This window comes from Weissella viridescens (genome assembly GCF_001437355.1).
In the GTDB taxonomy this organism is placed as follows: domain Bacteria; phylum Bacillota; class Bacilli; order Lactobacillales; family Lactobacillaceae; genus Weissella; species Weissella viridescens.
In genome coordinates this window covers 85785-98251 of the sequence record NZ_JQBM01000003.1, presented here as the reverse complement: position 1 = coordinate 98251, position 12467 = coordinate 85785, and the positions used below count along the sequence as shown (strand labels likewise).

The window sequence follows — 12467 nt, the reverse complement described above, 5'->3', positions numbered from 1 at the left end:
ATTGAGAGACTTTTTTTATTTTAGTCAATTGAACCGACAAAACTAGGTGCGGCATCTGTATTAGCTTGCGTCCCAGTAATCACTTGATCTTGACCAACATAAACGCCGGCTTGATAAGAAGTCCCATGATCACCCCAGAAAACGACATCCCCCTGTTTAGCAACGTCCTGCAATGGTGCACCATTTAAATCTTGAAGGTTAAAATAGGCTTCTTGTTGCGTTGTATTTTCAGGAATGTTTTGTCCAGTCGCTTGTTGGTATGCTTGTGCCACTAATTGACCGGAAGTTTGTACGTTTCCGGCTGCCTGCGTCTCGACTGCTGCTCGGGCCATCGCTGCGCCTGTCTCAGTCGTCACTTCTGGTGTTATTACTGGTGTCGCATCTACGGTACTTTCTAGACTGGTTGGCGCTGTTTCGGCAACAGCTGCACTGTCTTGATCAATTTGAGGCGTTACCACACTCGTTGACTCCGAAACGGCTGGTGCTTGTGACCCAAGCTCAGTTGCGTTTGGCGTCACATTGACAGATGCTTCTGCCTCAGGTGTTGCAACAACACTATCCGTATCCACGGCAGATTCCGAAACTGCACTAGCTGTCGCTTGTGAAGCGTCGGTTGCTTGTTCAGAAGCAGCAGTTTTCGTAGCTGAAACAGTTTCATTAGAAGCAACTTGCTCAGTGTGCACATTTTCAGATTGAACCAAATCGGCTTGCGCCTCGACACTGGCCGCCTTTGCTGCGGCTTGAGCTTGCTGCTTAATTGCAACATCAGATGCTTGCGCTGACTTATCCTTACGGACTTCTGTTCGACTTGCTTGCACTTGCTTAGTATCCGCTGCTTTAGCTTGCTTTTGGCTTGGTTGCTTAACATCCCCAACCAAAGCTTGCAGAGCTTGATGCACGGGATCACTTGATACAGCTTGCTTCGCTGCTGGACGTTCGTTTTGTTCTAGGCGACTCATGGCTGCTTGAACTGATGGCACTTGGGTAACCCCAACCACACCAAACGCTCCAATGACACCACTTACAAGTAATTTATTTGTCTTTTGTCCCATTTGTCCTACCCCTTAATCTGTTATGTATCTGGAACTATCATACCGCAAAACAAACGTTATTTTTCACTGAATTTTAAGCCTTAATCCCCATAATTAAGTAAAACTTAACGTGATTTCAGTAACATTTTCAGCCTTGGATTTGTAACAGGCTCATAAAAGCGTCTATCAAAAAGAAAAGCGACCCGAACATAATCTGTCACAGGCTATGTCAGGTCGCTTATTAAATTAAAGGCAGAGTTTAAACTAACTTTATGATTTTTGTAACAAAAACTTAATATTAAGAGAAATCATCTTGCAATGGAAAAGTTTGCGCAGCGGCAACAGCCTTCTGCCACCGTCGATAAGTTTGCGCCATCTCATCACGTTTGCTTGCATCTGGCAGTTTAATATCTACAGCAGTTAACACAGGTAAGTCATCTACATCCTGCCAAAAACCAACGCCTAATCCAGCTAGGAAAGCTGCGCCAAGCGCCGTTGTTTCTAATTGTTCCGGTCGTTGCACCGGCAATTGAAGTAAATCGGATTGGAATTGTTGGAGATAATCATTGACCGCGGCTCCACCATCCGTCACTAAGTGATCCATCTTCAAGTCAGTATCATTCTCCATAGCCAAAATGACATCATTAGTTTGATATGCTAATGATTCTACGGTTGCGCGAACAATATCCGCTTTGGTCGTCGAACGCATAATACCAAACATGGCGCCGCGGGTTTGTTGATCCCAGTAAGGGGCCCCTAATCCCGTAAACGCTGGAACCACATAAATAAACGCGGGATGTTGAATCCGTGACAATTGCGCTAACTCAGAAGTTTCACGGGCGCTCTTAATTAACTCAAGGCCATCCCGTAACCATTGGATAGCGGCCCCTGCAATAAAAACAGACCCTTCCAAAGCATATGTCACTTCACCATTTAAACTATAGGCAATGGTTGATAAAAGGCCATTTTTTGAGGTTGCAATTTGGTCACCGGTATTCATGACAATAAATGATCCCGTCCCATAGGTGTTCTTAACATCACCGACATCAAAGGCCCGATGTCCGACTAAAGCTGCTTGCTGATCACCTGCGATACCTGAAATTGGTACCTGGAGACCAAAGAAAACATAATTGGCCGTGTATCCATAAACATGGGCTGAATCTTCCACTCTTGGCAAGATGGCTTTAGGGATGTTGAAAGCTTCTAGGAGTTCTTCATCCCAGCTTAATGTATGAATATTAAATAACATCGTTCGTGAGGCGTTCGTATAGTCGGTGGCATGTACGGCACCATTCGTTAACTTGTACAATAACCATGTATCAATGGTACCAAACAAGATATCCCCTCGTTCAGCCTTCTCACGAGCCCCAGGAACATGGTCTAACAACCACATAATTTTTGTCGCAGAAAAATAGGCATCTACCCATAACCCTGTCTTGTCATAAATCCATTGACTCTGACCCTGAGCCTTTAATTGTTCCGCAATTTCATCACTTTGTTTTGATTGCCAAACAACCGCCGGGGCAATTGGTTCTCCCGTCACACGGTCCCACATAACGGTTGTTTCGCGTTGATTCGTAATCCCAATTCCCGCAACCTTATAAGGTTCAATATTGGCCTCAAGCACCACGGCATTCAATAACTGCTTGGTATCATCCCAAATGACGTTGGCATCATGCTCAACCCAACCGGGTTCTCGAAAAATTTGGGGCAATTCGCGTTGCACCTTCGCCACCGCTTGGCCGGATTGATCAAACAAGATTGCCCGTGTACTGGTTGTCCCTTGATCAATTGATAAAATATATTGTTCTGACATACGTGAAACTCCTCAGTCATGTCGATAAAAAAAGATGGTTATCACACCACCTTTTACTACGGTCGATTTACTTTTCTGAACGAAGTGTTCCGCCGTCCATGAAACGGTCAGCACGCATTTCATCAACAATTACCTTAATTGCTGCACGTGGTGCACCAGTATTTTTTTCAACAGCGTCTGTAATATCAGACATCATTGCCTTCAATTGTTCTGGCGTGCGCCCCTCAACAAGTTCTACGTGTACAAATGGCATGATTCACCCTCATTCTTTCTTATTGTGTTCTTGCATTAAATTTATCACTTGTTTGTCTGAAATTCAAGTTGGACCCTTTGTTTTTAAACAAAAAAAGACTAACCATTGCTGGTTAGTCTTTTTTAATTGGCACTTGCCAAGATAATTAACGACGTGCTTCAGGAATACGAGCAGCCTTACCTTGCAATGCACGCAAGTAGTACAACTTGGCACGACGAACGCGACCATGACGAACTACTTCAATCTTATCAACACGTGGTGAGTGCAATGGGAATGTACGTTCCACACCAACACCACTTGAGATCTTACGAACAGTGTAAGTTGCTTGGATACCAGCGCCACGACGCTTGATAACAACACCTTCAAACAATTGTACACGTTCACGTGAACCTTCGACGATTCGTGCGTAAACACGAACAGTATCACCAGCACGGAATTCAGGAATGTCCGTACGTAGTTGATCAGCAGTAAGCTTTTCTAGCAATGCATTTTGACGCATAATTAATCTCCTCATCAACAATCATTCACCATTCGGCCAGCGGATTATCGGGTTTTATTTTTTGGTGAAAACACCAATAAGTAATATAGCATACTCTATCGTAGTTGACAAGTTACCGTATTACTTTTCGGCTGATTCAGCTTCTTCTTGCTTCACTTCACGCAATAGGCGTTTCGTTTCAGGCGTAAATTGGTAGTGCTCCAAAAGATCAGGACGACGCAAATAAGTCCGACGTAAGGCTTCCTTTTGCTTCCATTCTGCGATTTTGGCATGATTACCTGATGTTAGGACCGCAGGTACTTGCATACCGCGGAAATTAGCCGGACGCGTATACTGTGGATATTCAAGAAGTCCCGTTGAGAAAGAATCATCAACCGCTGACATATCATCACCAAGCGCGTCTTCAAGTAAACGAACCGTTGCATCAATGACCGTCATGGCGCCCAATTCTCCACCAGTCAACACAAAGTCCCCAATTGAAATTTCATCAGTAACCAATTCACGAATGCGTTCATCATAACCTTCATAGTGACCGGCAATGAACGTCAAATGGTCTTCTTTGGCGAGTTCTTCGGCTTTAGCTTGCGTGAATGTTTCGCCAGCTGGATCCATTAGAATCACACGCCCCCGATGACCCGCTTGCGCTTCAACGGCATCCATCGCGTCGAAAATGGGTTGTGGCATCAATAGCATACCTTGCCCACCACCATAAATCTCATCATCAACTTTATTATGTTTGTTGGTCGTATAATCACGGAAATCAACGACATTAAAGTCAACGAGTCCTTTATCGATGGTTTTACCGATAATTGATTCACGCATCGGCGCAAACATATTTGGGAATAAACTTAGTACATCAATCCGCATTTTAAATTTCCTCAAGTTGGTTCACAAAGACTTTACCAGCATCTAAATCAACCGCTAATACGACCTGTTTAATGTTTGGCAAAAGTAAGTCATCGGCACCCTTCTTTTTAACAACCCACACGTCATTTGCAGGTAGTTCCATAATTTCGCTGACTTTACCCAATGAGGCTTGTGTCGCTTGATCAATGACCTCAAGACCAACAATATCGTGATAGTAATATTCATCTTCTGAATCTAATTCAGCAACTTCAGTTTCATCAACTAACAAATCATGACCTTTAAATTGTTCAACTAAATTAATATCTTGCATATCTTCAAATGACAATAGAATGAATTGCTTGTGGGGACGAACCGTTTTAATCGTCACTGTCGTTGGCGTCTTACCATCAACTACAAGTTGTTCACCAACCTGGAAACGTTCTTCAGGAAAGTCTGTAATGGGAATTACGCGGACTTCACCTCGAATGCCATGGGTATTCACAATTTTCCCGACTTTAAATAAGCTCATATCAACCTCTTTTCAACTGTTATAGCGTGTTCTAAGTATACCATGCTTTATTTTCTAAATAAAAACAAAAAAGGAGCGACCACAAGTGGTCACTCCTTTTTCACAAACTAATTACTTTGAGTACTTAGCTTCGTGATACTTTTGCATGATGCCAGCATCTGACAACATGTTCTTAACAGTATCTGATGGTTGAGCACCCTTGTTCAACCATTCCATGATAGTCTCTTCTTCCAAGTGAACAGCATCTTCTTCAACCAATGGGTTGTAAGTTCCAACTGTTTCAATAAAGCGACCATCACGTGGTGCACGTGAGTCAGCAACAACAATACGATAGAATGGGCGCTTCTTTGATCCCATACGCTTCATGCGAATTTTAGTAGCCATGTATAATGTCCTCCAGTAATTTTCTACAGGTAATAATATACCAGTTCTCAAGTATCCTGTAAAGTGTTTTTCCTTTACAGTTTTAAATTTGTCTTTTTTACTTGCTACGCTTCTTCTTGTTCTTCTTAACGCGACGGGCCATTTGCTTCATCGCAACGTTAGCCATCTTGCCTTGAAGACCGCCACCGGCACCGTTTCCGCCACCCATACCCATGGCACCCATCATTTGCTCCATGCCATTGACATTACCATTCAGTACTTGACCCATCATCTTTTTCATTTCATTGAATTGTTTAATCATACGATTCACTTCAACAATTGGACGACCAGATCCTGCGGCAATTCGGCGGCGACGTGATGGACTCAATAAATCAGGATTCTCACGTTCAGCCTTCGTCATTGAGTACACAATGGCCTTTAGATGTTCCATATCTTTAGGATCGATTTGCACGTTCTTTAAGGCTGGATTATTTGCCATTCCTGGAATCATTTTAATCAAATCTTCCATCGGTCCCATATTTTGAACTTGTTGCATTTGATCCAAGAAATCATTGAAATCAAAGGTACTTGACTTCATTTTTTCCATGGTTTCTTCAGCTTGCTTTTCGTCGTAATCCTTTTGGGCTTTTTCGATTAGGGTCATCATGTCACCCATACCCAAAATACGACTAGCCATACGATCAGGATAGAAGACATCTAAGTCATCCATCTTTTCACCTTGACCGACAAACTTAATTGGCTTACCTGTTACAGCACGGATTGAAAGTGCCGCTCCACCACGGGTATCACCATCTAACTTCGTAAGTGTAACCCCAGTAATGCCCAAGCGATCATTAAATCCTTCAGCCGTTTCAGTTGCATTCTGACCAGTCATCGCATCAACAACCAACATGATTTCATCTGGTTGCGCGATTTCTTTAATATCTTCCAGCTCTTGCATCAATGGCTCATCGATTTGCAAACGACCAGCAGCATCAATGAAGACATAGTCAGCCTTTTCTTCGCGGGCTTTGTCTAATCCTTGGCGCACGATTTCACGCGGATCAACATCTGTTCCCATTTCGAAAACAGGGACGTCAATTTGTTCACCAATCGTTTGCAACTGTTGAATGGCCGCTGGACGATAAACGTCAGCAGCAATCATGAAGGGACGCGCATTTTGTTCCTTCTTCAACTTGTTAGCCAATTTACCAGCAGTGGTCGTCTTACCAGCCCCTTGTAGACCAACCATCATAATAACTGTTGGAATCTTAGGTGACTTGTTCAGTGGCACCGCTTCTTCACCCATCATTTCAACCAATTCATCATTTACGATTGAAACAATTTGTTGCGCTGGGTTTAAGCCTTCTAAGACTTTAGCTCCAGCAGCCTTTTCACGGACATTTCGCACAAATTCCTTAACAACGGAATAGTTAACGTCGGCATCCAGTAAGGCCATGCGAATTTCACGCATTGTATCGCGCAAATCCGCATCCGTTACCTTACCTTTACGACGAAGACCTGAAATGGCACCCTGTAATCTTTCTGTTAATCCTTCAAAAGCCATGGTTCTACTCCTCTTCTAATGTTACTAATTGATTTGCCAATGCTTGTAAATCAGCATCGGCTGGATAATTTTCTGCAATATAGCTTTGCATATTTTCAGCAGCCGCTTGCCGTTTTTGAAAATCAGCATACAAATGTAATTTTGCTTCATAATTTTCAAGCAACTGTGTACTCCGTTTTAAATTATCATAAACGGCTTGGCGTGATACCTGGAATTCATCAGCTACTTCCCCCAATGAAAGGTCGTCCGCATAATAGAGTTCCAAATAATCATTTTGCTTTTTGGTCAGCAACGGTTGATAAAAATCAAATAACGCATTCAAGCGAGTGGTTTTGGCAACTTCCATGTTACTTAGAACCCTCAAGCAAGCGACCGAAAAGCCCCTTTACAAAGGCATCTGCATCAAATGGTTGTAAGTCAGTAACCTTCTCACCAACACCAATCCATTTAACTGGCAAATGTAATTCATTTCGGATTGGTAAAATAATACCACCTTTGGCGGTACCATCAAGTTTCGTTAGCACAATTCCTGTGACGTCCGTTGAATCTTTGAACAAACGCGCTTGTTGCAAAGCATTTTGCCCTGTTGTTGCATCAAGGACCAGCAATACTTCTTGAGGTGCTTCTGGAATTTCACGCTGAATAATGCGCTTCATTTTCGCCAACTCTTGCATCAAGTTCACATTATTTTGCAAACGTCCCGCCGTATCCACAAACAAAATGTCTGCTTCTTGCGCCTGGGCTTGCTTAACGCCATCATACACAACTGATGCTGGGTCGGAATTTGCCGCTCCAGTCACAACCGGAATATCGTTACGCTTTCCCCATTCAACGAGTTGTTCAGTCGCACCCGCACGGAACGTATCCGCTGCGGCCAAGACGACCTGCTTACCTTCTTGCTTATAACGTGCTGACATCTTACCGATTGTGGTTGTCTTACCAACCCCATTCACTCCAACAAACAAAATCACCGTTAATCCATTGGCATTAAGGTGCATACTGGTATCTTCATCAACCCCTTGACGTTCGTAGAGATCAATTAATTTTTGAATAATAACTTTTGAGACTTCGTCTTGACTCTTGGCATTCTTCAATTTCACTTCATCACGTAACTCGTCCGTCAATGTAACGGCCGTTTGCGCTCCAACATCCGCACTAATCAATGTTTCTTCTAAATCATCAAAGAAGTCTTCATCAACTGAACGGAAGTTTGACATGAACTGATTCCAGCGATCAGACCAAGTCCGGCGGGTTTTGCTAAGACCTTGATCCAAATCTTGCTCGGCTGTCTGTTCAACTTCAGTTTCATTAATCGCATTGGCCGCGTCTGCTGAAGCTGACTCTGACAATGATTGGCTTATTTCGAGTGACGTGTCGTGATTTTGTTCAGTTTGCGCTAAATCGCGTTTAATCTCAGGTTCTAAATCGTGTTCAGCTGTTTCTTCCAGTTCCGCTTCATTAACCGCGCTGGCAGCATCCTGCGAGGCAGAGACTGATAAAGATTGACTGGTTGAAACTGATGTCGCATGTGCTTGTGACGCTGAAACCATGACTGAGGTTGAAAATGAGGCAGATTCAGCGAGCATATCTGCTTCGACTTGGCTAGTTGAGGTGACTAATGATAGCTCATCTGACAGTGAGTCAGCATGAACTTGTGCCATTGCGTCTGATACAGATGTCACATGTGCTTGTTCCGCTGATTGTGCGTCAATAACAGATGCAGCTTCGGATTCTGACAATGAAGCTGAGGCAGTTTCACGATCAGCTTTAGCTTGTGCAATTGATGCATGGGCTGCCGATTCAGCAACCGTCGATGTCAGTGTTTCATTTTCTGCCTCACGCTCAGCTTCGACGGGTGTCATTGAAGCTGAAACAACTAATTCATGTGAATCAGCGATTGCCTCTTGTTCAGCAATTTCATCCGTCACATATTTAATATCCACAGCCATACCTGGCTTTGGCTGTAAGACCTCAACTTTAACTTTTGGCTTATGTTTCAAAAAATCAAATAATCCCATTATCCCTATCCTCTCTTAATTCATGCGTCATTTAGGTTGACTGAGACCATGGCTGAAACACCTGGTTCTTGCATTGTTACCCCATACAAGACATCACAGGCGGCCATAGTTCCTTGTCGATGTGTAATCACAATAAATTGCGTGGCTTGTTCAACCGATTGTAAATAATTGGCGAAGCGATCAACATTTGCTTCGTCTAGTGCGGCTTCAGTTTCATCCAAAACAACAAATGGCACCGGGCGCACCGCCAAAATGGCAAAGAGCAAACTAATCGCCGTCAACGCTTTTTCACCACCAGAAAGCAGGCTCATTTGTTGAAATTTCTTACCGGGTGGCTGAGCCTTAATATCTATACCTGTTTCTAATAAATTGTCTGGCTGTTCCAAATAAAGCTTTGCTTGACCGCCTCCAAACATTTTAACAAATATTTGCTCAAAATGCCCATTGACCGCATCGAACGTTGTTTTAAAACGGGTCTTGACTTCTTCATCCATCTCAGACATCGTTTCGGACAAATCATCGTGGGCATCTAATAGGTCTTGCTTCTGTTGATTTAAGAATGCATAACGCTCCTTCACTTCAGCGTATTCCGTAATGGCGTTCATATTAACATCACCAATATCGTCTAAGCCTCGCTTTAAGAGTTTCAACTGATTTTTGATTGCCGGCAGGTCCGCACATGTTGCTTCAGCCTGTGGTTGATACTGAACTGCATATGTTTCTTCAAGTTGAGCTTGTGCTTGTTCAATGCGTGTTTGTAAACCGGTTTGACGTGCCGTTAATTGATTCAGAGCTGCCAAGGCATGTTGTTGCTTGCCTTGCAACTGCTCAATCGCACGTTCTTTTTGGTCTATGGCGTTTTGCTGATTTTGCAGGTTTTTGTCAATTTCAGTCAGGCGCTGCACTAATTGCTCACGTTCGCCTTGTTTGGCTTGTAACTCCGTCGCAATCCGCTGATTAACGTCGTCACGATCCATGTTCAAATCTCGTAATTGGTCTGTCAATTGTGCTTGTGCATCGGTGTTGGCCTTCAACTGAGCCGTTAAATTGGTCACCTGTTCTTGGGCGTGTTGCTGATCTGCCTCTGCTGTTTTTTGCGCCAATTGCACTTCCACCAAGGCCTGATTTGATTCCTCTAAACTTTTCTGCAACGTCGTCATTTCTGTTTGCGTTGCTTCCAATTGTTGATTAACGTCATCATATTGCGTTTGAGCTGATTGTAATTGTTCTTGCAATACTTTATCGTCCTGGTTTTCGCCAACTCCGGCTAACTGCATATCATACTGCAAACTTTGTTGTTGTTTTTCAAGATGCGTTAAATCTTGTTGTGCTTTTTGGAGTGAAGCAGTCTGCTGTTGCTGAACTTCCGTTAACTGCAAAACTTGTGCTTGTTGTGCTTTAAACGTTTCGGTTAATTCATTCAAAGCCGCTTGGTCGGATTTGACAGCTGCTTCTAAAGTCGTCACATCTTGGTTTAATCCCGTTAATTGTTGGGTGAGATCGGCTAATTCATTTTTTTGCGTCAGTAAACCTTGTTGCTGATTACGGCTCGCACCACCATTCATGGAACCGCCCGCATTAATCACTTGCCCGTCTAACGTCACAAGTCGAACGCGTTGCCCTAAGGCATGGGCCATTTGATTGGCATGGTCAAGGTCATCCACAATCACCGTTGTGCCTAACAATTGTTGTTTAATCTGCTTAAATTCAGCGTGCATATTCACCAAATCAGCAGCAGTCCCTAGGAAACCAGGTTGTGTCTCCGCTGTTTGGAGCAGGTTCGGTGCCAATTGGCGGCCTTTAATTGTCGACATCGGCAAAAAGGTCACGCGACCTAGGCGATGTTTGCTTAGGTATTGAATCGCTTGCTTGGCCGTATTAGGCGTATCGACAATCACCTGTTGTAATGCTGCGCCGAGCGCCGTTTCGATTGCTAACTGATACTTGGGGTCAACATCTATCAATTCAGCCACGACCCCTTGAATACCAGGGAACGCATTGCGCTGCTTCATTAATTGTTTCACGCCTTGATAATATCCATCATACTGCTCATTCAGCCGTTGTAACGACTCAACGCGAGCTTGGACATGTTGTTGCGCTTGAAGACGCTCATACCATTTTTCGCGATTCGCTTGATATTGACGTTCTGCTGTCTGACCTTGTGTTTGCTGTTCAGCCAATGCTTGTTGCGCTAATTTTAGATCAGCTTGGGCCTGATCAGCCTGCGCTTGGACTGCTTCTAGGTTAGCTTTAGCCGTTTTGATTTGATCCATCAAGCTCTGGTAGCGCTGTTGGTAACGATCTGTTTGAGCATCGGCACGTTGATGTTCTTGTTGTGCAAAATGTTGATTATTCTTGGCCGTCGTCAATCGTTCCAAAGCGGTCACTAACTCCGGACGCAAATCCGCCAATTGCTTTTCCAACGCCATTAAATGGGCTTGATCAGTCGAACGACTTAACTGTTGCGCCTGTTCATTCAATGCTTTTAGTGTGCTATCGGCTTGGGTCGCTGCTTCCTTAGCTTGGTCCAGTTGTTGGACCAAATTAGCTGCGGCCGCTTGGCGCTCGGTCAACGTTTGGCTTGTTGCAGCAACTAACTGCTTTTGATTCTGTTCTCGTTCAGCCTGTAACCTTTTTTCACCTGCCAATGCTTCAACTCGCTGGGTTACCTCTAACAAAGCTTGTTGCGCCTGTTGTTGCCGTTCACGTTGATCAATTAGCGCTAATTTTTGCTTTTGTAAATCTGTTTGTGCTTGAGTGACGGTTTCAGATATCGTCTGTTGTTGGACAGACTGTGCGTCACGTTCCGCAATTGTTGTTTCTAACGTCTGGTGCCATTCCGTGAGTTCAATTTGAAGTCGACTTTGGTCTAATTGTTCAAAAGCCTGCTTCTGATCCTTATAGTCCTGTGCTTTGGCACTTTGTTGTGCTAAAGGCTCAATCCGTTGTTCCAACTCATAAAGAATATCCGTTACACGTGCAAGGTTATCTTGAACATCAGCTAATTTCTTACCAGCTTGTTGTTTATTTTGCTTATATTTATAAACACCAGCCACATCTTCAATAATGGCACGTCGGTCTTCAGCTTTGGCACTGAAGATGTGCTCCACACGTCCTTGGGAAATAATCGAAAAACTTTCATGACCAAGCCCTGAATCCATAAATAACTCTTGGATATCTTTCAAACGAACTTGTTTCCCATTCATCAGATATTTGGAATCGCCATTCCGATACAGCAAGCGTTTAATCTCAATTTCTGAAAAGTTAGAGTTCAAATAATGATCTTGGTTATCAAAGACAATCCCAACTTCCGCGCGATTTAAAGGCGCTCGCGTTTTTGTACCGCCAAAAATCACGTCGGCCATCTTATCACCACGCAGACCTTTGGCTGATTGTTCACCCATTACCCAACGGATAGCTTCAATAATATTAGACTTACCTGATCCATTTGGCCCAACAATCCCTGTTATCCCAGGCATGAAATCAATTTGCGTCCGGTCGGCAAATGATTTAAACCCCTGCATTGATAAAGATTTTAGTTTCAT

General features: G+C 43.6%; 11 protein-coding genes. All 11 read right to left on the bottom strand.

Annotated features, from left to right (window positions below; genetic code table 11):
• Window positions 1-20: 20 nt before the first annotated feature.
• The 11 genes from IV50_RS05440 to smc all read right to left on the bottom strand — a co-directional run bounded on the left by IV50_RS05440 (window position 21) and on the right by smc (window position 12467).
• Complete coding sequence (locus IV50_RS05440) at window positions 21-1052, bottom strand: NlpC/P60 family protein (RefSeq protein ID WP_057746229.1); 1032 nt, start codon at window positions 1050-1052, stop codon at window positions 21-23.
• A gap of 277 nt (window positions 1053-1329) precedes the next feature.
• Window positions 1330-2847, bottom strand: a complete 1518-nt coding sequence (gene glpK / locus IV50_RS05435) for a glycerol kinase GlpK (protein WP_057746227.1) — start codon at window positions 2845-2847, stop codon at window positions 1330-1332.
• Between the two features lie 67 nt (window positions 2848-2914).
• On the bottom strand, window positions 2915-3100 hold the full coding sequence (locus tag IV50_RS05430) for a 2-hydroxymuconate tautomerase (RefSeq protein ID WP_057746224.1): 186 nt from the start codon (window positions 3098-3100) through the stop codon (window positions 2915-2917).
• A 145-nt stretch (window positions 3101-3245) separates the two neighbouring features.
• On the bottom strand, window positions 3246-3599 hold the full coding sequence (gene rplS / locus IV50_RS05425) for a 50S ribosomal protein L19 (RefSeq protein WP_057746219.1): 354 nt from the start codon (window positions 3597-3599) through the stop codon (window positions 3246-3248).
• Between the two features lie 120 nt (window positions 3600-3719).
• The gene (trmD, locus tag IV50_RS05420; RefSeq protein ID WP_057746217.1) at window positions 3720-4466 is read right to left on the bottom strand and encodes a tRNA (guanosine(37)-N1)-methyltransferase TrmD; all 747 of its coding nucleotides are present in this window, start codon (window positions 4464-4466) and stop codon (window positions 3720-3722) included.
• Between the two features lies 1 nt (window position 4467).
• A complete protein-coding gene (gene rimM, locus IV50_RS05415) occupies window positions 4468-4974 on the bottom strand; it encodes a ribosome maturation factor RimM (RefSeq protein WP_057746214.1) in 507 nt (168 codons plus the stop codon).
• Between the two features lie 111 nt (window positions 4975-5085).
• Entirely contained in the window at window positions 5086-5358 is a 273-nt protein-coding gene (gene rpsP / locus IV50_RS05410; protein ID WP_057746211.1) for a 30S ribosomal protein S16, read from the bottom strand.
• 97 nt (window positions 5359-5455) lie between these two features.
• Entirely contained in the window at window positions 5456-6904 is a 1449-nt protein-coding gene (ffh, locus tag IV50_RS05405; RefSeq protein WP_057746208.1) for a signal recognition particle protein, read from the bottom strand.
• Window positions 6905-6908: 4 nt separating this feature from the next.
• Window positions 6909-7250 (bottom strand): putative DNA-binding protein, encoded by a 342-nt coding sequence (locus IV50_RS05400; protein ID WP_057746206.1) that lies wholly within the window; start codon window positions 7248-7250, stop codon window positions 6909-6911.
• Between the two features lies 1 nt (window position 7251).
• Window positions 7252-8565, bottom strand: coding sequence for a signal recognition particle-docking protein FtsY (ftsY, locus tag IV50_RS05395; protein ID WP_443098091.1), 1314 nt, complete (start codon window positions 8563-8565; stop codon window positions 7252-7254).
• 377 nt (window positions 8566-8942) lie between these two features.
• Entirely contained in the window at window positions 8943-12467 is a 3525-nt protein-coding gene (gene smc, locus IV50_RS05390) for a chromosome segregation protein SMC (RefSeq protein ID WP_057746203.1), read from the bottom strand.